Here is a 21,112-nt window from a genome sequence, read left to right as displayed (position 1 = left end):
AGCGAGCTAAACAATACAGGCGGATGGCTCATGACCCTTAATCTTTCAATGCCCGGACAGGGCGACCTGAAACCCCGCATCACAGTGTTTGGTGTTGGCGGGGCAGGCGGCAACGCCGTGAACAACATGATCGAGAAAGAGCTCGACGGTGTTGATTTCGTGGTTGCCAACACAGACGCGCAAGCGTTGCAGCAAGCCAAAGCGGAAAGCCGCGTTCAGCTGGGCATCAAAGTGACCGAAGGTCTGGGTGCGGGCGCGCGGGCCTCTGTCGGTGCTGCCGCTGCCGAAGAAAGCATTGAACAAATTGTTGACCACCTGGCCGGCGCGCACATGTGCTTTATCACCGCCGGTATGGGCGGGGGTACCGGGACAGGGGCTGCGCCGATCATCGCGCAGGCTGCGCGTGAACTGGGTGTTCTGACCGTTGGTGTTGTGACCAAGCCGTTCCAGTTTGAAGGCATCAAGCGGATGCGTCAGGCTGAAGACGGTATTGAGGCGCTGCAAAAGGTCGTCGATACACTGATCATCATTCCCAACCAGAACCTGTTCCGTCTGGCGAATGAAAAAACCACCTTTACCGAAGCATTCTCCATGGCGGATGACGTGCTGTACCAAGGTGTCAAAGGCGTCACGGATCTGATGGTCCGCCCCGGCCTGATCAACCTCGACTTTGCGGACGTGCGCGCCGTGATGGACGAGATGGGCAAAGCGATGATGGGCACCGGCGAGGCAGAGGGCGAAGATCGCGCCATCCAGGCCGCCGAGAAGGCCATCGCGAACCCGCTGCTGGACGAAATCAGCCTGCGCGGTGCCAAGGGCGTTCTGATCAACATCACCGGCGGTCACGACCTGACCCTGTTCGAACTGGACGAAGCGGCGAACCGTATCCGCGAAGAAGTCGACCCAGACGCGAATATCATTGTTGGTTCCACGCTCGACACCGAACTGGGTGGCGTGATGCGCGTGAGCGTTGTTGCCACTGGGATCGATGCGGTTGACGTCAACACCGAGATGCCCGTGCCGCGCCGTTCCATGTCGCAGCCATTGCCTGCCAAAGCGCCAGAGGTTGAACAAGCCCCAGCCGCCGAAGCACCTGCACCCGTTGCCGCACAGGCCGAGTACGAAGAAGAGCCACAGCAGCAGCTGTTCAAGGAAGAAGCCGCGGTCAACCACAGCGGTTTCTCTGACACATCCTATGAAGACGAAGCGTCGGACGCAGATGATCTGCCCCCCCCCGCCTACCGTCCCGAGGTTGCGTCCTTCCAGCCGCGCCGCGAAGAGGTGAATGTCGACGCGCAAGAGCAAGAGGCGTTTGTCGCGCCACGCGCCCCTGCACCCGGCACCCCATCGCCCGAAGCACTGGCCCGTCTGCGCGCCGCCGCGCAAAAAGCGTCGCCAAGTCAGCAGCAACAGCGTCAGCCACAAGCGCAGCCGCAGCAGCAGCGTCAACAACCCGCCGCGGAGCAGGGCGAGAAGCGCTTTGGCATCAACTCGTTGATCAACCGCATGACCGGTCACGGTGAGGCGGAAACACAGCAGCAGCGTCCCGCACGTCAGCAGCCGCCGGTTCAGACCCGCGCGACCTCTGCCGCGCCACAGCCGCGCGACGTTCAGGACGAAGATCAAGAGCGGATCGAAATCCCCGCCTTCCTGCGTCGTCAGGCGAACTAAGCTTACCTAAGACGTCCTCGTAAACGTCCGAAAGGCCACCCTTAGGGGTGGTCTTTTTCGTTAGCGCCACAACTTTAAGCGTGCTGCGGTGCAGCAATTGATGGACGCAAGCCAGTAACATTCGTTGAAATATTGCTGTTATATGTTCACGCTTCGCAGGCATTTCAGGGACGATCGGGAGCCTGAAATATATATATAACAATGGCTTATTGGGGGTATGCGCACGTTAACGCCCAATTGTGACAGTGATGTTTCAGACGGTAGCAATGATTGAATTGAGCATTAGGAACGGCCCCGTTAGGACAGAGTTCAACTTAGACAGATGATCTTTGGACAGTGAGTATTGACCGTGCAGACAACCATTAAGACAGCGATCAGCTTTAGCGGCACCGGCCTTCATTCCGGCCGTCCTGCAACTGTGACGATCCGTCCGGCTGGCGCGCATCACGGTATCTGGTTCTCGCGCAGTGACGTGGATGTTGGCGATCGCCTGATCCCCGCCCGTTGGGACGCGGTGAATCGCTCGCCTCTCTGCACCAAGCTGGAAAATGCGGCGGGCCTGCAAATCTCTACTGTTGAACACCTGATGGCCGCACTGGCCGGTTGTGGCATCCACAACGCGCTGGTCGAGATTGACGGCCCCGAAGTGCCGATCCTCGACGGCTCTGCCGCGCCCTTCGTGCGGGGTATCATGCAGCGCGGCGTTCGCGTTCTTGCGGCCCCTGTGCGCGCTTTCGAAGTACTGAAAACGGTCACCGTGACGGATGGCGAAGCCTCGGCCACTATCGCACCGGCAGACACCCTGAAGATCGACTTTGTCATCGATTTCGCCGATGCCGCCATTGGCCATCAGGAAAAGTCGCTGGTCATGAACAACGGCAGCTTCGCCCGCGAACTTTGCGACAGCCGGACCTTCTGCCGTCAGGCGGATGTAGACGCGATGCAGGCGAACGGTCTGGCATTGGGCGGTCACGCTGGTGAAAATGCTGTCGTCTTTGACGGCGACCAAGTGCTGAGCCCCGGTGGTCTGCGCCACGCGGACGAACCCGTACGCCACAAGATGCTGGATGCTTTGGGTGATCTGGCGCTGGCCGGTGCACCGCTGATCGGCCATTACACCGGCGTGCGCGCCGGCCACAGCCTGACCAACACGCTGCTGCGGGCGCTGTTCGCGACCCCCGGTGCCGTGCGCATGGTTGAATGTGACGCGCAAATGGCGTCGCGGCTGCCCGGCTTTGGTCTTGAGTGGGACGAAATCCCCGCCGTTGCCTGAAAGCGGTAACGCGATGTCGCAGGGCAGGGCGTTAACGACGGTTGAAACTCCGGTGGGGCTTGGGTAATCCTTTGTTTACGATTTGGCCCGTCGACAGCCGCCCTTGCAGGGGACTGCCGAATGGTCGTTTTGTTGCGCGAAACCTTGTGCTAGTCACGGGCAAAGGCGTATCGTGAAACGTGACGCAGAGTTTAAAGCGAGGGTGAAACGCATGACGGGTACGATGTCGCGCAAGCGGGTGGTCGGTGCGGTGCTTTTGGCGGGCGTTCTTGGCGCGTGCGGTGGTGCTCAGGACACGGGTCGGACGACCAACAGCTTCTTCAACCCTCAGGAAATTCCGCTTGAAACGTACTCGGCCGAGCAGATTTACGAGCGTGGCGAATTTGAACTGAACCGCAAACGCCCTGCCGAAGCGGCTGAATATTTCTCCGAGATTGAACGCCTGTACCCCTATTCCGAATGGGCCAAGCGGGCGCTGATCATGCAGGCTTTCGCCTATCATCAGGATCAGGATTACCCCAACAGCCGCTCTGCCGCGCAGCGCTATATTGATTTCTTCCCCGATGATGATGACGCGTCCTATGCAAGCTACCTTCTGGCGCTAAGCTATTATGACCAGATCGACGAAGTTGGCCGCGACCAAGGGCTGACCTTTCAGGCGCTGCAAGCGCTGCGTCGCGTGATCGAGGATTATCCAGACAGCGAATATGCGCGGTCTTCCGTGCTGAAATTCGACCTGGCGTTTGACCATCTGGCGGGCAAGGAAATGGAAGTGGGGCGCTATTATCTGCGCCGCAAACACTATACCGCGTCGATCAACCGCTTCCGCGTCGTGGTCGAGGATTTCCAGACAACCACCCACACCGCCGAGGCGCTGCACCGTCTGGTAGAGGCGTATCTGTCGCTGGGTCTCACGGACGAGGCGCAGACCGCAGGCGCCATACTGGGGCACAACTACCAGTCCACCGAATGGTACGAGGCAAGCTATAAGCTGCTGACCGGTCAGGGGCTTGAAATGAAGTCCTTCGGCGATAACTGGTTGACCGCGATCTACCGCCAAACGATCAAGGGCGAATGGATCTGACCCAAGCGCCTTTTGACGGCCCACACGGATAGTGACCCATGCTACGCGGCCTAGATATTTCGGATATGCTGATCATCGACCGGCTGGAACTTGCGTTTCAGCCGGGTTTGAACGTTCTGACCGGCGAAACCGGGGCGGGTAAATCGATCTTGCTTGATAGTCTCGGGTTCGTGCTGGGCTGGCGCGGGCGCGCCGATCTGGTGCGTCAGGGCGCGTCTCAGGGCGAGGTCACGGCATGGTTCGACCTGCCCGAAGGTCACGCCGCCCACGTGGTGCTGGAAGAGGCGGGCCTGCCCGGCGGGGGAGAGCTGATCTTGCGCCGTATCAACGGGTCTGACGGGCGCAAAACGGCTTGGGTCAATGACCGCCGCTGCTCGGGCGAGGTGCTGCGCGCGCTGTCGGAAACGCTGGTCGAATTGCACGGCCAGCATGACGACCGCGGGCTGCTTGACCCCAAGGGCCACCGTGCCATTCTGGATGAATTCGCGGGCACCGCCCCGCTGCGCGACAAGGTGCGTCAGGCGTGGTCTGCCTTGGCTGCGGCGCGCAAGGCTGCCAAACAGGCCGCCGCCGAGCGCGAGGCCATTGCCGCCGAAGAAGAATACCTGCGCCACGCCGTGGCAGAGCTGGACAAGCTGGACCCGCAAGCGGGCGAGGAAGAACAGCTCGACGCGCGCCGCCGCCTGATGCAAAGCGCCGAAAAGATCCGCAGCGATGTGGTCAACGCCTACGAGATGATGGGGCAGGGCGGGGCAGAGACACAGCTGGGCGACGCCTTGCGCTGGCTCGACGGGGTGGCCCATAAAGCCGACGGCGCGCTAGAGGCCCCGATGGCCGCGCTTTCGCGTGCGATGGTCGAATTGGACGAGGCGATGGAAGGCGTGGTCGCCGCCATCGACACCATGTCGTTCAACCCGATCGAGCTGGAAGAAACCGAAGAGCGCCTCTTTGCGATCCGCGCCATGGCCCGCAAGCACGAGGTGCTGGCCGATGATCTGGCGGGCTTTGCCGAGACGTTGCGCGGCAAGCTGGACGCGCTGGACGCAGGCGAGGCCGCACAGGCGGGGTTGGAGAAAGCCGTGCGCGACGCCCAAGCCGCCTATGATGCCGCAGCCGACGCCCTGACCGACGCGCGCCGCAAGAAAGCGGGCAAGTTGGACAAGGCCGTCGCGGCAGAGCTTGCTCCGCTCAAGATGGAGCGCGCGGTTTTTGCCACGCAGATCACCGAGGAAACGCCCGGACCGGAAGGCCGCGATGCAGTGTCCTTTACCGTGGCCACCAATCCCGGCGCGCCTGCGGGCCCTCTGGGCAAGATCGCATCGGGCGGGGAGCTAAGCCGCTTTCTGCTCGCGCTTAAGGTCTGTCTGGCCAAGGGGCAAACCGGCCTGACGATGATCTTTGACGAAATCGACCGGGGTGTCGGCGGTGCGACTGCCGATGCGGTGGGGCGTCGTCTGGCGGCGCTGTCGCAGGGCGGGCAGGTGCTTGTTGTCACCCACTCCCCCCAGGTTGCCGCTTTGGGCGCGCATCACTGGCGCGTGTCCAAGACCGTGTCCAAGGGCATGACCCTATCGACCGTCACGCCACTGTCAGCGCCGGAACGCGTGGACGAGGTCGCGCGGATGCTGGCTGGGGATACGATTACCGAGGCCGCACGCGCCGCCGCGCGCGAGCTTTTGGGCGAAGAATTCGCCAGCTAGCGGCACAGTCTTGATTGCAGGGGTTTTAACGCAGGCGGCTCTGTCCTAGACATGGGTAAACCCTGACAGCAAAGCCGCCATGCCTTTGAAACCGCGCCCCTTTCTGAACCAGCAGTATGACACGTTGTGCAACCATGCGCGTTTGGGTTGGGATGTGTTGCGTGAAAAAGGGCCGGGCAAGGTCACCTTCTGGTTCATCGCGCTTGCAATCGGCATCTCGGCAGGCTTTGCTGCGCTGTTTTTTCGCAAAGGGATCAACGCATTACAGGCGTTTCTTTACGGCACCGAAGATGTGCAGCACCTGCATAGTTTTATCGGAAGCCTTGATTGGTATTGGGTTGTTCTGATCCCTACCATCGGCGGGCTGACCGTGGGGCTGATCTTGCATAATTTCACCCGAGACGCCCGTGTGCGCAGCGTCGGCGATGTGATCCTTGGCGCGGCATTGCACGAAGGTCGGGTGGAAACACGGGCTGGTATTGCGTCGGCGCTGGCGTCGCTGATCACGCTGAGCACCGGCGGATCGTCAGGGCGAGAAGGGCCGGTGGTCCACCTTGCGGGCGTGATCTCGACCCTGGTGAGCCGCCGGATCAATGCCAGCGGTATTACCGGTCGTGACCTGCTGGGCTGCGCCGTTGCGGCGGCCGTCTCTGCCAGCTTTAATGCCCCGATCGCAGGCGCGCTTTTCGCGCTCGAGATCGTGTTGCGCCACTTTGCGGTGCACGCCTTTGCCCCCATCGTGATCGCGTCGGCCGCCGGCACTGTGATCAACCGGTTGGAATTCGGCGGGCTGACCGAATTTGCCCTGCCCACCGTGGGCGATATGTCCTTCTATGCCGAGCTGCCCGCCTTCCTGCTGCTGGGTCTGACCTGCGGTGTGGTGGCGGTCTTTCTGATGCGCGGTATCTTCTGGGCCGAGGATTTCGGCAACTTCATACAGGCCCGCAGCAAGCTGCCGCGTTACTTGCGCCCTGCCGTGGCAGGGGCAATCCTTGGCGTGATTGCGCTGTGGTTCCCGCATATCATCGGCGTCGGTTACGAGACGACAACCCGTGCGTTAAGCGGTGATATGATCCTGCACGAAGCCGTTGTCTTTGCCGTGCTCAAGATCATCGCGGTGTCGATCACCCTTGGCGGGCGGATGGGCGGCGGGGTGTTTTCGCCCTCGCTGATGTTGGGGGCGCTGACGGGGCTGGCCTTCGGCTTGATCGCCACGGGCGTCTTTCCCACGATGTCGGGGGCCACGTCGCTTTATGCGCTGGCGGGCATGGGCGCGGTGGCAGCTGCCGTTCTGGGGGCGCCGATCTCTACCACCTTGATTGTATTCGAACTGACCGGAGACTGGCAGACGGGTCTGGCGGTGATGGTTGCTGTGAGCATGTCGACCGCGCTTGCCTCGCGTCTGGTGCACCGCAGCTTTTTCCTGACGCAGATGGAACGCCGTGGTATCCATCTAGCCGCCGGCCCTCAGGCCTATCTGCTGGGCATGTTCATGGTCGGCCGCATCATGCGCCGCCCCGACGACCTGCGCGCTGCGAACGAAGAAACCTGCTGGGATCTGATCGGCGAGGGTACCTATATCGACGGTACCGCCACGCTAGAGGCCGCGATGCCGATTTTCGAGCAGACCGGCGCGGCGTTTATTCCCGTGGTCACGCTCAAGCCCGAATCGCCGCCCGAACTGCTGGGCGCGCTGTTCCATGTGGATGCGCTTAAGGCCTATAACCGCGCCCTGGCCGAGACAGCGGCCGAGGAACACTCCTGATTGTCGCTTCATACGCGACAGTAGACGCAGCGGGGCTGAACTGTCCTAAATATTGAAATGTGTCTGAAATGCGGCGGTAATTTGTCTTTCTTGCGTTCCTCAGCGTAAGCTACACTCTGGGTATAGCTTAGGGGGATTTGAACATGCTTGGATTGACTTTACTACCAGTGCTCGCGCTTTTGGGATTTGCGGGATTGATTGATAGCAGCAGCGATGACGACGATACCAATGACGACATGCAAGACGTGGTAGAGCCCGAGGTGACAGACCCGCAGATCGCCACGCAGCAGGGCACCAACGGCCCTGATCTGGTCACGGGCACGGGCGCGGATGATGACATCGACGCGTTTGGCGGTGACGACACGGTAAACGGCTTTGGCGGCGATGACACGGTGCAGGGTGGCGCGGGCAATGACCTGCTGAACCTTGGCGGTGGCGACAATCTTGGCAATGGCGAAGAGGGTCGCGATACCGTCAACGGCGGGCCGGGTGCCGACACATTGCTGGGCGGGAACGGTGCCGACAGTCTTTCAGGCTTCGGGGGCACCGATGACCTGTCCGGCGGGCAGGGCAGCGATATGCTGCGCGGTGGTCTGGGTGATGATCTGCTCAATGGGAACAACGGCAGCGATACGCTTGATGGCGGTGCCGATAATGACACCCTGATCGGCGGCAGCGGCGACGATAGCCTTGGCGGTTTTGGCGGCGCGGATTCCCTCGTGGGCGGGCTCGGGTCCGACAATCTGGATGGCGGGGCCGATAATGATACGCTTTTGGGCGGCGGGCTGATGGACACGCTCTTTGGCGGTTCCGGCGATGACGTGCTGCGCGGTGGCACCAACAACGATCTGGTCAACGGCGGGTCGGGCGATGACGACGCCATGGGCAACTTTGGCGCGGATACCGTGCTGGGGGGGCGCGGCAATGACACGCTAAGCGGTGGCGAAGGCTTTGACTACATCGAAGGGAACGACGGCGACGACATCCTGATGGGCAACGAAGGCAACGACGGGCTCAGTGGCGGGCAGGGCAATGACACCCTGATGGGCGGGGTTGGCAGCGATACGCTGAGCGGGTTGGCGGGCGATGATATGCTCGACGGGCAGGGCGGCAACGACCTGCTGAACGGCAACACCGGGAATGACACGTTGATGGGGGGCGGGTTGAACGACACGCTGAATGGCAATGGCGGCGACGATGTGATCAGCGGCGGCACCCAAAGCGATCTGATCAACGGCGGCAGTGGCAATGATGCGCTGTCTGGCGACGCAGGTGCCGATACGATCAACGCGGGCCCCGGCAATGACACGCTGTCAGGCGGCGAGGGGCCGGACAAGCTGGCGGGCAACAGGGGCGACGACCTGATTGATGGCGACGCTGGCAATGACGCGCTGTTCGGCGGTATGGGCGACGACACGTTGAACGGCGGGGCGGGGAATGACTTTTTGATCTCGGGGCTGGGGACCGACAGTATTGACGGCGGTGCCGGTGACGATGTGATCCGCGCGTTCGACTTCAACCTCAACGGCAATGTGTCGGGCGATACCGATACGATGGCAGACGTCGTGCTGGGGGGCGATGGCAACGACACCATCAGCGCCAACGACGGCGATACTGTGACAGGGGGCGAAGGGGCCGATGTGATCAATGCCATCGGCTATGATCAAGTGGGCAAAGCCCCGGTCATCGTGACCGACTTTAATCTCGCCGAAGACGGGCTGTACCTGCAGGAAACCCAAGGCTCGCCTGCTCAATTTGCCCCCGGTGACGGGATGTTCGAAATCCGCGCCGCGGCCAATGGCACCGACAGTGAACTTGTGGTCAACGGCAATGTCGTGGTGATCGTGCAAAACACCAGCGCCGCCGATCTCAGCGCGGACACAAGCTGGCTGCTGAACGCATAAGAGGGGCCGCAGCCCCCCTTTGCTTCAATCGTGAATTTCCAGGGCCCTTTCGGGGGCCCTAGATTTGTTCTACCGCAACCTCGGGCAATTGGTAGAAGGCCAGATGGCCCTTGATCTCGGCGACATCCTCGCTGGGGTCCTCGTAGGACCATGCCACGTTTTCCAACGTCCGGCTTTTGGTCACGACCGAGAAATAATGCGCATCGCCCTTGTGCGGGCAGTGGGTGGTCTTGTCGGTCTTGTCCAGAAACGCCATGGCGATATCCGAACGGGGGATATAGATCACCGCGTCGTGGTCGCCTTCGCGCAGCTCAAGCGCATTACGTGTTTCGGCCAGTACCGCGCCCCCTGCGCGCACCGTCCATGTTCCGTTCGACTTCAATATCTTGATATGGTCTGCCATTGCTGACCGTCCTCCCTGAATGAACTGAAATATATCGCGCTCAAACCGGCGCTGTTGCCGCATCCAACCACAGTTTCGCAACCGGTGATAGCCGCGGCCCGATCTTTTCCGCAACGTCGCGATGATAGGCGTTCAGCCAGTCTCGCGCATCTTGGCTCAGCATCTGTGGCACGATCAGCCGCGTGTCGATGGGCGCAAAGCTCAGCGTCTCCCATGACAGCATGGCACGATGCGCGTCCCCGCCAGGCAGATCAGGCGCAGACCGCACCACGGCAAGGTTTTCGAGCCGGATGCCAAAGGCCCCCTCGCGGTAATAGCCGGGCTCGATGCTCAGGATCATCCCTTCGGACAGGGGCACCGTGCTCAGCTTGCTCAGACGTTGCGGCCCTTCGTGCACGCTAAGATAGGCCCCGACGCCATGGCCAAGCCCGTGATCGAAATCCTGCCCCGCCATCCAGAGCGGCAAACGCCCCACAGCCTCGATATCCCGCCCGGCCAGCCCTTGGGGCCAGCGCAGACGGCTCATGGCGATCAAACCGTTCAGCACACGGGTAAACGCCTCTTTTGCCTCGACCGGCGGCGTGCCGATGGCGATGGTGCGGGTGATGTCGGTGGTGCCATCCAGATATTGCCCGCCCGAATCCAGCACCAGCAGGTGCCCGTCTTGCAAAAGGCTATCGGTGTCCTCGGACACGCGGTAATGCATGATCGCACCATTGGGGCCGGTCCCGGCAATGGTCTCAAAGCTGATCTCTTGCAAGGCCGGATCACGGCGGCGCGCGGTCTCCAGCTGGGTCACCACCTGTGTCTCCGTCACGCTGCCCGCAGGCTGCGCATCCAGCCAGGCCAGCACCTCGACCAAGGCCGCCCCGTCGCGCAAATGCGCCGCGACAGAGCCTTCGATCTCCGCCGCGTTCTTGCAGGCTTTGGGCAGGGCGCAGGGGTCGTCGCCCCAGACGATCCTGTCGCCCAAAGCGTCCCAAACAGCCACAGGCACGGTGGCCTTCTCGACCAGCACGGGGCCCGACAGGTTGCCAAGAGCATCCAAAAACGCCTCTGGCGCATGCAGGGTCACATGCGCGCCCAAATGCGACTCTAGCCCCTCCAGCTTGGATGGGGCGACGAACGCGTCCACGTGACCCGCGCTGTGCAGCACGGCAAAGCCATGCACGACCGGATTGCGCGCAATATCGGACCCGCGGATGTTCAGCAGCCAACACAGACTGTCGGGCAGGGTGATCACCGCGGCCCCACGGCCCTTGTCGCGCAGCTCTTCGGCCAGCCGCGCGATCTTATCGCCATGGGCCTCGCCCGCATAGCCGATCGGGTGGACCTTGGCGGGGTTCATGGGCGGGGCGGGCTGGTCCTCCCAGATGCGGTCGACCAGATTATCGGTGCGGCGCAGCGTGATGCCGCTGCCGTCCAAGGCGTCCTCAAGCTGGGCGATCTGTCCGGCGGCATGCAGCCACGGATCAAAGCCGATCACGCCACCCTGAGGCAGCTGTGCGCGCAGCCATTCGGCCAACGAGACTTCGGGCCAGGCCACGGGCGTATAGACATCCGCTACCTGCGCCTTGACCTGCGTGCGATAGCGCCCGTCGATGAACACGCCCGCCACATCGCGCAAAGCGGCACAGAAACCGGCCGATCCGGTGAACCCTGTGAGCCATTTCAAGCGATCGTCACGGGGGGCAACATATTCCCCTTGATGCGCGTCGGCGCGGGGCACAAGAAACCCGTCAAGCGCCTCTGCCTGCAGCCCTTTGCGCAGCGCCGCCAGCCGTGGCGGCCCTTGTTCCGGCCGCGAGGTTACCTCGAACGATTGAAACATATCCCCACCCCATTCTTCATTTTGCTCTTAAAACTCCCCGCGGAGCGTCCCTGACCCTCAGCTTGCGCGGCGCATGCCCATGACACGGGCCCGCGCGCGGGGATCGGTATCAAACAGCGCCGCCAGCTGTTCGGTCATCGCACCGGCCAGCTGGTCCACATCGGTGATCGTGACGGCGCGGTCATAATAGCGGGTGACGTCGTGGCCGATGCCGATGGCCAGCAGTTCCACTGCCTTGCGTTTCTCGACCATGGCGATCACGTCGCGCAGGTGTTTTTCCAGATAATTCGCAGGGTTCACCGATAGGGTGCTGTCGTCCACAGGCGCACCATCGCTGATCACCATCAGGATCTTGCGCGCCTCGTGGCGGGCGATCATCCGGCGGTGCGCCCATTCCAGCGCCTCCCCGTCGATGTTCTCTTTCAGCAAGCCTTCCTTCATCATCAGCCCCAGATTGGGCCGCGTGCGCCGCCAGGGGGCGTCGGCGGATTTATAGATGATGTGGCGCAGGTCATTCAGACGGCCCGGCTGGACCGGACGGCCGTCGTTCAACCAGGCCTCGCGGGCTTGGCCGCCTTTCCAGGCGCGGGTGGTAAAGCCCAGGATCTCGACCTTGACGTTGCAACGCTCCAGCGTGCGGGCCAGAACATCGGCGCAGATCGCGGCGATGGAGATCGGCCGCCCGCGCATCGAGCCGGAGTTATCAAGCAGCAAGGTGACACAGGTGTCGCGGAATTCGGTGTCCTGTTCGACCTTGAACGACAGCGGGGTTGTGGGGTTGGCCACGACACGGGCCAGACGGCCGGCATCCAGTGTGCCTTCCTCTAGGTCGAATTCCCACGACCGGTTCTGCTGCGCCTGCAAGCGACGTTGCAGCTTGTTGGCCAGACGGCTGACCGCGCCTTTCAGCGGTTCGAGCTGCTGATCCAGATAGGCGCGCAGGCGTTCAAGCTCTGCCGGTTCGGCAAGGTCTTCGGCCCCGATCACCTCGTCATGATCGGTCTGGTACACCAGATAATTCGGGTCCGCGTCCGAGGCTTGCGGCGGGGCGGGCGGCTCCATCGGGGCATCGCCATCGGGCATCTCGGCCTCTTCGCCAAGCTCCTGATCGGCGGTGTCATCCATCGACACCTGCGCCTGCGATTCATCCTGCTGCTGCTCTTGCGACTGCTCGGGCGAGGCTTCTGCCTCGTCGTCGTCCTGATCGTCCTGACCGGTGCTATCGGGCTCTTGCTCTTCTTCGGTGCCTTCTTCCTCGGCGCTGTCTTGGTCGTCGTCGCCTTGGTCGGGGTCATCGCCCAGCTGATCGCCATAGCCCAGATCAACGATCATCTTGCGCGCAAAGCGGGCAAAGGCGGCCTGATCATCCAGCGTGTCGTTCAACGTCTCGAGCGTGCCACCGGCCTGATCCTCGATATAGCCGCGCCACAGGTCCATTGCGTTGGCGGCCCCGGCGGGCATGTCACGCCCCGTCGCCAGATGGCGCACCAGATAGCCTGCCGCCGTCGCCAAAGGCACGTCCGAGGGCTGCTTGGCCTGATCATAGCCCTTGCGCAGGGAGTCGTATTTGATCTTCGCGTCGATATTGCCCGCGGTGCCGGGCATGTCGCGGGCACCTACGGCTTCGCAGCGGGCGGTCTCCATCGCTTCATAAAGATCGCGTGCCATGTCACCGGCGGGCATGTATTTCGCGTGGGTCTGGCCGTTGTGATAGCGCCGGTTCAGCGCCAGCGCGTCGGCGGTGCCGCGGGCCAGCAGGACTTCCTCGCGGGTCATGCGACGGCTGACCTGTGGCAGGCGCATGGAATCCCCGCTTAGCCCCGAGGGATCAACGGAATAGCTGACCGTGAGATCAGGATCGTTCGACATGACCTTGGTCGCTTCGGCCAAAGCCTTTTTGAACGCGTCGGCGGGGTTATCTGATTGTTTGCTCATGTCATTCTCCCATCCGAGTGCGGCCGACCTGCGGCTTTGGTCACCGCGGCCACACGAAACGGGGCACTGCGGTCAGACTGTCGTCCACCGATCAAGCTGCCGGTGGACGTCTTGTTCTTCATCCCTGCCAACGCGGGCACGGGGTGGATCGTAGCTTAGCCAAGGCTCAGGCTGGCGGCGGATTCCGGTAGCTCTTCGTCGAACAGACGCTGATAGAATTCGGCCACGGTCTGGCGTTCAAGTTCATCACATTTGTTGAGGAACGACAGGCGGAAGGCATAGCCCACGTCGCGGAAAATCTCGGCGTTCTGGGCCCAGGCAATCACGGTCCGCGGCGACATAACGGTCGAGAGTTCGCCATTCATGAAGGCGGTGCGCGTCAGATCGGCGACGGTGACCATCTGTTTGATCGTCTTGCGGCCTTTTTCGGTGTTGTAATGCGGGTTCTTCGACAGAACGATCTGGGTTTCGGCGTCGATGCTCAGATAGTTCAATGTAGCCACCAGCGACCAACGGTCCATCTGGCCTTGGTTGATCTGCTGCGTGCCGTGGTAAAGACCCGTGGTGTCGCCCAGACCCACCGTGTTCGCGGTCGCGAAGATGCGGAAATAGGGGTGGGGTTCGATCACTTGGTTCTGGTCCAGAAGCGTCAGCTTGCCGTCGACTTCCAGCACGCGCTGGATCACGAACATCACATCGGCGCGGCCTGCGTCATATTCATCAAACACGATTGCTGTGGGGTTGCGCAGGGCCCAAGGCAGGATGCCTTCCTGAAAATCCGTGACCTGCTTGCCGTCTTTCAGCTTGATCGCGTCTTTTCCGATCAGGTCGATCCGGCTGATGTGACTATCAAGGTTGACGCGGACACAGGGCCAGTTCAGCAGGCTTGCCACCTGTTCGATGTGAGTGGACTTACCCGTCCCGTGGTAGCCCTGAACCATCACGCGGCGGTTATGGTTGAACCCCGCAAGGATCGCCATCGTGGTGTCGGGATCGAATTTATAGGTGCTGTCCAGATCGGGAACGCGGCTTGTACGTTCTTCAAAGCCATGCACCACCATGTCGGTGTCGATGCCAAAGACTTCGCGAACGGAGATCTCTTTGGTGGGTTTGGTTGTGAGGTCCAATGAGGTCTCGGCCATATTCTGTACGTCCTTCATGCTTCTGTCTTGCGCACCGCTTGCGGATCAAGGGTGGCGTCCACGGCAACATATCTTTCCTGAGCGCGAGGGAAAGGGGCAATTCGCACCTGCGGCAAAACCGCGAATCCCTGTGTCACATGGAAAAGGGGCGGCGCATTTGTCTGCACCGCCCCATCCCTATGGCTTTTCTGCCCCATCACAGGCGGTTGCCGATGCCCTCGGCCCACCGCAATGCCGCGGCGTCAGTCCTTGAAGTTGCGGCTGCCCTTCAGCTGGTCCCAGGCCCAGACGACGAGCTGAAGCTGCTCTTCCTGGCTGCGGTCCCCGCCGTTCATATCGGGGTGGAGCACCTTGATGAGCGCCTTATAGGCCTTGCGCACTTCGGGTTTGGTCCAGGTGTCCTTGGCTTCCAGAATTTCGAGCGCGCGGCGTTCCGTGGGGGGCAGGCGGCGACCTGCGGCAGGCCCTTTGCCGGGGTTCTGCGTCGCGTTCTTGCCCAGAACCTGATGCGGGTCCTCGATGCCCAAACGCGCCCAGGCCCGTGCTTCGGGGTCGCCAAGGGGCTTGGTCGTGCGCTCCCACACTTTGTCCTTGGACTGTTGGGCGTTCAATTCGGCTTCTGTGGTGCCGTCAAAGAAGTTCCACTTTAGGTTATATTCGCGCACGTGTTTCTGGCAGAACCAGAAATAATCATCCAGCACGTCCGGTGCTTTGGGGGCGCGGTACTTGCCCGGTTCTTCGCAGCCTTCGTGCGAACAGACGCGTTGCGATGTCTCGGACGCACCGGACATCCCGCGACGGCCACGGGGATTTTTCTTTTTCGAAGACGACACGGACATGTCGAATCCAAAGGGATCACTTTTGGGCATGATATGGACCTTTCCGACTCAGGCCGGTCAGTTTAGACCTTGGGCTGTGAGATTGAAGGGGGGCTGAGCTAAAAAATGTCAGTGACACAAGAAATTGCCGACCGGCTGGAAGAGGCGTTTGCCCCGTCGGAATTAAGCGTCGTTGACGATAGTGAAAGCCATCGCGGCCACGGGGGCTATCGCGAGGGCGGCGAAAGTCATTTTAATGTGAAAATCCGGTCGGCCCATTTCAAGGGGCTGAACCGTGTTGCGCGGCATCGTGCCGTGCATGGCGCGCTTGGCCCCGATCTGATTGGCCGTATTCACGCGCTGGCGCTGGATCTCGACGTTTGAGCCCTGCGTCACGGTTTGCGGCTAGCCTGCCGTCTTATCCGTCTTTGCCGTTTCCGTTTCGGGGGCCGTGGTGTCTGCCTCGGTCTTCGGGGCGGTCTCTGCGGCGGTGGCGCTTGGCTTGGCGGGCGTTTTCACGGTGGTTGATTTGCGGCGCGACGCCAGCGCGTTCAGCAGGGATGGGGCCACCACGGCGGTCTTGCCGTCGTCTTTCGTTTCGCCATGCTCATCCTCGAAATAGGGCGCGTCGCCTGTGTCCTCTGCTTGGGCGGTTTCAGCTTCGGGCTTGGGCGTGTCGGGCGGGTCGGGCTGCGGCGGGGGAAGCAGCTCTGTAGTGACGGCTTCGTCCTCGGGCTCGGCCTCGCGGAGGCGGCGAAACACCAGCACATTGCGCCACTCTGTCGTGCTGCCGGTCAGGCCCGCGCGTTCGATCGACGGCAGGGTCTCGGCCCGTTGATATTCCCATCCATACCCTGAAAGACCGTTCATAAGCTCTTGTAACGCATGGGAAAAACGCGCTTCTGCCCCTTTGACGTTCTTGGCTTTCAACCCTTTGGTCGGGGCGGGCACAACTTTGTATTCATAGCGTGGCATGACGGCTGGCTTTCAAATCAATACGGGGGTGGGCAACGGGGTACACTCAGCGTTTCAGACCAATCTTGCGGCCCGCCTGTTCAGGATAAGGCAAGCTGGCATGGGCTGTCTTCATCGCCTCAAGCCGCGCCATGAGGTCGGCGGGCATGGGGGCCACGCGGGGGCCGGACTGGTCAATGTGCAGCGTCAGCGCCTCGCCCGTGGCGGCAAGCCATCCGTCTTCGTGCCAAAGCTGCGTGAAGGAATGGAAACGTTTTTCATCAAAGTCGAGCAGCTGGAAGGTGCAGTAGGTCGACGCCCCTTCGTGCAGCTCGCGCAGATAGCAGATGTGGAATTCGGCGACATAGGTGGTGTGGCCGGTCTTCTGATACTCTGGCCCAAACCCGATCTGGTGATAGGCATCATCGACGGCGTTATCCATCAGCACCGAATAATAGGCCATGTTCAGGTGACCGTTAAAGTCGATCCATTCGGGCTGAACGATGCGCGGCGATGACCGGAAGGGCGTGTCCATAAATGACCTTTCACAGGATGTCAGATGGGGGAGCGTGGCAAGAAAAGGGCCGGGGTTTTGGTGAACCCCGGCCCGATGTCTTAGCCGTTCAGTTTTTGCGCGACGATCTGGTTGACCGCTTTGGGGTTCGCCTTGCCGCCCGTGGCCTTCATCGTCTGACCGACGAACCAACCGGCGAGCTTTGGATTCTCGCGCGCTTTGGCGACCTGATCGGGGTTCGCGGCGATGATCTCGTCCACGGCGGCCTCGATCGCGCTGGTGTCTGTGACCTGCTTCATCCCGCGTTCTTCAACGATCACCGCAGGATCGCCGCCTTCGGTATAGACGATTTCAAACAGATCCTTGGCGATCTTGCCCGAAATCGCGTCAGAGGCGATCAGATCAATCACACCACCAAGCTGAGCAGGGCTGACGGGGCTGTCGGTGATGGCTTTCTCGTCTTTCTTGAGGCGGCCAAACAGTTCGTTAATCACCCAGTTCGCCGCCATCTTGCCGTCGCGACCCTGTGCGGTCGCCTCGAAATAGCCTGCGCTGTCCAGATCCGAGGTCAGCACCGAGGCGTCATAATCGCTGAGGCCGAAGTCGTTGATGAAACGTGCTTTCTTGGCGTCAGGCAATTCGGGCAGGTTGGCACCAATGTCGTCCACCCACGCCTGTTCGATCACCAAAGGCAACAGATCGGGGTCGGGGAAATAGCGATAGTCATGCGCCTCTTCCTTTGAGCGCATGGAGCGGGTTTCCTGCTTGTCCGGATCGAACAGGCGGGTTTCCTGCACCACTTCGCCACCGGCCTCGACGATGGCAATCTGGCGTTTTGCCTCGACCTCGATCGCTTGCTGGATGAACCGCATGGAGTTCATGTTCTTGATCTCGCAGCGCGTGCCCAGATGGCTGAAATCCTGCGTTTCCTGATATTTTTCGTACTGACCGGGCAGACAGATCGACACGTTCACATCCGCGCGCATGGCACCGGATTGCATGTCGCCGTTGCAGGTCCCCAGATAGCGCAGGATCTGGCGCAGTTTGGTCAGATAGGCGGCTGCCTCTTCGGGGCCGCGGATGTCGGGGCGGCTCACGATCTCCATCAGCGCAACACCGGTGCGGTTCAGGTCGACGAAGGACATGTTCGGGTCCATGTCGTGGATCGATTTGCCTGCGTCCTGTTCAAGGTGGATGCGTTCAACGCGCACCAGTCGCGCCGTGCCGTCGCCCAGTTCCACCAGCACTTCACCTTCGCCCACAATGGGGTGATAAAGCTGCGAGATCTGATAGCCCTGTGGCAGGTCGGGGTAGAAATAGTTCTTGCGGTCAAAGGCGCTGTGCAGGTTGATCTCGGCCTTCAGGCCCAGACCCGTGCGCACGGCCTGTTCGACACAGTATTCGTTGATGGTGGGCAGCATGCCGGGCATGGCCGCGTCAACGAAAGCGACGTTATTGTTCGGCTCGGCCCCGAATTTGGTCGAGGCGGCGGAAAAGAGCTTTGCGTTCGACAGAACCTGCGCGTGCACCTCCATCCCGATGACCAGTTCCCAGTCATGTTTGGCACCCGCAATGGTGCGCACTTTGGGGGTGTCATAGGTCAGGTCAAGCATGGGGGCACCTTTGGCGTCAGAAACAGAACGCCTTGGTCATAAGACAGGGGGCGGGGTGCTGCAAGAGGCAGGCCGCGCCAATGCGCGCCGGACCGGCCAAGAGGTGCTGCCCAAAGGCGATCTTAGGCAGGCGTGGCCTGTGGCCCCTTGCTGGTGAACACGATCCGCTGCCCCGAGGCGAGCTCGGACCGGAATAGGCTGGTCATCACCTGCATCGCATCCTCGCGGCCGGACGCGGCGAATTTATGCGGCGACCGGATGCGCAGGTTGTTGTCAAAGCCGTGGGCGGCATGGGCCCAGATCATCGGGTGCAATTCTGTCAGATGTGCACGGATGATCCATTCGGTGCAGGCACCGATACGGGCGCGAATGCTGTCGGCGCGTTCGTTTCCGCCGCCGCCAAAGCTGGTCATATTGGCGCAATAGGCCGCCAGCAGGTTCGCGAAATAGGCGGTGGAGTGATGCGCAAGGATGTCGCGCAAGCCGTCGATGAAATAGTCAACGTCCAGATTGGCACAGGCCGTATCATCAGAGCAGATCGCGTCAAACATCACCCAGGTATAGCCACCGGCCCCCCAGACATTCTGTACCCGCGCGGCGGTGCGTCGGGCTTCAAGCTCAAGCTCTGAATAGCCGCCGTGATGGCGCGGCAGCAGATGGTTGCCCAAAGCGCGCATGGGGCGCGGGTTCAGCGGGTTGAGCATGATCAGCTTTTCGTAGCTTTCGCGCAGCCCGCCTTGGTGGTTGAACGGCCCGCTCGCATGAGCGCAGCAGGTGGCCGCGACAAGCGCGCTGGTGGGATGCTGGGCAATGAAGGGGGCGATGATCTCTCCGGCGCGTTCGAAATGGGCGATGCAGGCGTCGCGGTTGCGTTGCGGCAGCACGTTGCTTTCGCCTTTGCCGCGCCACGCCCAGCCGATGTCGATATGCGCCTGGGCCACGACGCAGGCGACGACGTAATCGTCTTGGTGCTCGTCCAGCACATGTTCGAAATCCTCGATCCCGCTCAGCAAGGCCTTGGCAAATCCGCTGTCCACGTCCTCGATCGCGTGCTCTGTCGCCATCACCACATCGGCGCGGGCACCATAGGCGATCAGCTCGGCCACAGGCATGGACCCGGGGGTGAGCGTGCTATCAGCGTCTGCCGCGCGGATCACCTTTGACAGGGGCGCCCAGTTCTCTTGCCGCACCAAGCCTTGGCCCAACTGGTGGTTTTCATCGCAAAGACGGTCCTCGGCGGTGGGATCAGGGCAGTCGATGCTGAGCATTTCATGGGGCGAAGGCGGCACAGCATCAGGGCGCGGCACGGCGGTTTGCGCGGTTTTCTGAGGCTGCGGGCGGGGTTCTTGCTTGCGCGGCGTTTGGCCAAGATCGTCAGAATCCAACAGCAGCGTCGGAACGCTTTTGCGTTTGAATAAATTCTTGAGGTGCCGCATCGTTTGTCCAGTCCTATATGAACCCGTCTTCTGCCACTGAAAATGGCGGGATAATTAGGCACCAAGATGGCATCGCGATGGTTAGTCTGGGATTTGCCAAGCGTCTGAACGCGGCTTTAAGGCTGAATAATGCCTGATTGTTCAAAGACCGGCGACGATGGCGCGGAACACGCTATGTTGTGCGCGAATACGACTGGGGGAGTAGGAATGTCAGCAAAGATAACAGCACGCCGCAGCGGCATGCGGCGCGGTGGTCTGGGGCGGGTGATTCTCGCGCCGGTGATGGTCGCGCTACTGTCCGGTGGCGTGGCACTGCCGTTGGCGGCCGAGACGGTGAATGTCCTGCGCCCTGTGGCCCGCAGCGCGGTCCCTGATCCTGACACCACGCCGCCGACCGCCGCCGCGCCGATTGAACCCGCGCCCGCCGTGCCCGGAGAGGGGGCCACAGCGGGCCCCGACCTTGCGACCGCCGCGCCGATCAATCTTTACGAGGTCTCGCCGCCTGCGCGCAACGGGGTGATCCCGCGCACAAGGTGGCAGCACCGGCGCGGGCATGCGGTCTGGACGCGCACGGCGCTGTCCGCGCTCAAGTCCCACGGCAAGCCCCTGGTTGATATGGTGCCCGCCGACATCGACGACTGGTGCCCGGCCTATCCCACCGCCTCGGACGCGGACCGCAGGGCGTTCTGGGTCGGGTTCATGTCGGCGCTGGCGAAACATGAGAGTACTTATAAGGCCCGCGCGGTCGGGGGGGGCGGTCTGTGGTACGGGTTGCTTCAGATCCTGCCTGCCACCGCGCGCGGCTATGGCTGCAACGTCGGCACGGGCGCGGGGTTGCAGAACGGGGCCGCGAACCTGAGCTGTGCTGTGCGGATCATGGCGGTCACCGTGCCCCGTGACGGGGTGATCTATGGTCGCGGCGGGCGTGGTGTCGCGGCGGATTGGGGCCCGTTGCGCAGCCCTGCGAAACGTCGGGACATGTCGCGCTGGCTGAAGCAGCAAGCCTATTGCAAACCACTGGATGCGACGCGCCCCAAGCCGCGCCCCTGAGCGAGACCCTGAACGCGCC

The 21,112-nt window shown here is 61.9% G+C and carries 17 protein-coding genes; 8 read left to right on the top strand and 9 right to left on the bottom strand.

Translation table 11 applies throughout. The features are described from left to right. The first annotated feature begins 30 nt into the window (after positions 1-30). The 6 genes from ftsZ to ABM428_RS11185 all read left to right on the top strand — a co-directional run bounded on the left by ftsZ (position 31) and on the right by ABM428_RS11185 (position 9,397). The gene (gene ftsZ, locus ABM428_RS11210) at positions 31-1,671 is read left to right on the top strand and encodes a cell division protein FtsZ (RefSeq protein ID WP_037953765.1); all 1,641 of its coding nucleotides are present in this window, start codon (positions 31-33) and stop codon (positions 1,669-1,671) included. A 349-nt stretch (positions 1,672-2,020) separates the two neighbouring features. Then, a complete protein-coding gene (lpxC, locus tag ABM428_RS11205; RefSeq protein ID WP_037945053.1) occupies positions 2,021-2,944 on the top strand; it encodes a UDP-3-O-acyl-N-acetylglucosamine deacetylase in 924 nt (307 codons plus the stop codon). Between the two features lie 211 nt (positions 2,945-3,155). Then, positions 3,156-4,028: an outer membrane protein assembly factor BamD gene (locus tag ABM428_RS11200; protein WP_005854107.1), complete on the top strand. Its 873-nt coding sequence runs from the start codon at positions 3,156-3,158 to the stop codon at positions 4,026-4,028. A 38-nt stretch (positions 4,029-4,066) separates the two neighbouring features. Further along, positions 4,067-5,728 (top strand): DNA repair protein RecN, encoded by a 1,662-nt coding sequence (gene recN, locus ABM428_RS11195; RefSeq protein ID WP_353627942.1) that lies wholly within the window; start codon positions 4,067-4,069, stop codon positions 5,726-5,728. A 79-nt stretch (positions 5,729-5,807) separates the two neighbouring features. After that, positions 5,808-7,493: a chloride channel protein gene (locus ABM428_RS11190; protein WP_005854103.1), complete on the top strand. Its 1,686-nt coding sequence runs from the start codon at positions 5,808-5,810 to the stop codon at positions 7,491-7,493. Between the two features lie 143 nt (positions 7,494-7,636). Further along, positions 7,637-9,397: a calcium-binding protein gene (locus ABM428_RS11185; RefSeq protein ID WP_353627941.1), complete on the top strand. Its 1,761-nt coding sequence runs from the start codon at positions 7,637-7,639 to the stop codon at positions 9,395-9,397. 58 nt (positions 9,398-9,455) lie between these two features. Here ABM428_RS11185 and ABM428_RS11180 read toward each other — a convergent pair whose 3' ends face one another. From ABM428_RS11180 to ABM428_RS11160, 5 genes are all read right to left on the bottom strand, one after another. Next, positions 9,456-9,800: a DUF427 domain-containing protein gene (locus ABM428_RS11180; protein ID WP_005854099.1), complete on the bottom strand. Its 345-nt coding sequence runs from the start codon at positions 9,798-9,800 to the stop codon at positions 9,456-9,458. 40 nt (positions 9,801-9,840) lie between these two features. Then, positions 9,841-11,631 carry an aminopeptidase P family protein gene (locus ABM428_RS11175; protein ID WP_132997304.1) on the bottom strand — a complete coding sequence of 597 codons (1,791 nt, stop codon included), beginning with the start codon at positions 11,629-11,631 and terminating at the stop codon, positions 9,841-9,843. A 57-nt stretch (positions 11,632-11,688) separates the two neighbouring features. Then, complete coding sequence (cobT, locus tag ABM428_RS11170; RefSeq protein WP_132997303.1) at positions 11,689-13,566, bottom strand: cobaltochelatase subunit CobT; 1,878 nt, start codon at positions 13,564-13,566, stop codon at positions 11,689-11,691. 155 nt (positions 13,567-13,721) lie between these two features. Next, positions 13,722-14,726, bottom strand: coding sequence for a cobaltochelatase subunit CobS (gene cobS, locus ABM428_RS11165; protein WP_009824910.1), 1,005 nt, complete (start codon positions 14,724-14,726; stop codon positions 13,722-13,724). Between the two features lie 224 nt (positions 14,727-14,950). Next, positions 14,951-15,577, bottom strand: a complete 627-nt coding sequence (locus ABM428_RS11160) for a J domain-containing protein (protein ID WP_005854091.1) — start codon at positions 15,575-15,577, stop codon at positions 14,951-14,953. Between the two features lie 75 nt (positions 15,578-15,652). On the opposite strand from ABM428_RS11160, the gene ABM428_RS11155 reads away from it, so the two are divergent. Further along, complete coding sequence (locus ABM428_RS11155) at positions 15,653-15,910, top strand: BolA family transcriptional regulator (protein ID WP_005854089.1); 258 nt, start codon at positions 15,653-15,655, stop codon at positions 15,908-15,910. 21 nt (positions 15,911-15,931) lie between these two features. Here ABM428_RS11155 and ABM428_RS11150 read toward each other — a convergent pair whose 3' ends face one another. From ABM428_RS11150 to ABM428_RS11135, 4 genes are all read right to left on the bottom strand, one after another. Beyond that, on the bottom strand, positions 15,932-16,501 hold the full coding sequence (locus ABM428_RS11150) for a hypothetical protein (RefSeq protein ID WP_353627940.1): 570 nt from the start codon (positions 16,499-16,501) through the stop codon (positions 15,932-15,934). A 46-nt stretch (positions 16,502-16,547) separates the two neighbouring features. Continuing rightward, complete coding sequence (locus tag ABM428_RS11145) at positions 16,548-17,015, bottom strand: thioesterase family protein (protein WP_064215581.1); 468 nt, start codon at positions 17,013-17,015, stop codon at positions 16,548-16,550. Between the two features lie 80 nt (positions 17,016-17,095). Continuing rightward, positions 17,096-18,607 (bottom strand): Asp-tRNA(Asn)/Glu-tRNA(Gln) amidotransferase subunit GatB, encoded by a 1,512-nt coding sequence (gene gatB / locus ABM428_RS11140; protein WP_005854083.1) that lies wholly within the window; start codon positions 18,605-18,607, stop codon positions 17,096-17,098. Positions 18,608-18,729: 122 nt separating this feature from the next. After that, positions 18,730-20,043, bottom strand: coding sequence for a hypothetical protein (locus ABM428_RS11135; protein WP_353627939.1), 1,314 nt, complete (start codon positions 20,041-20,043; stop codon positions 18,730-18,732). Between the two features lie 207 nt (positions 20,044-20,250). Here ABM428_RS11135 and ABM428_RS11130 point away from each other — a divergent pair, with 207 nt between their 5' ends. Next, positions 20,251-21,093, top strand: coding sequence for a transglycosylase SLT domain-containing protein (locus tag ABM428_RS11130; protein ID WP_353627938.1), 843 nt, complete (start codon positions 20,251-20,253; stop codon positions 21,091-21,093). Positions 21,094-21,112 lie beyond the last annotated feature (19 nt).

Origin of the sequence: Sulfitobacter sp. TCYB15 (assembly GCF_040435955.1) — a bacterium.
Lineage (GTDB): Bacteria > Pseudomonadota > Alphaproteobacteria > Rhodobacterales > Rhodobacteraceae > Sulfitobacter > Sulfitobacter pontiacus.
This window is presented reverse-complemented; position numbering and strand designations above follow the sequence as displayed.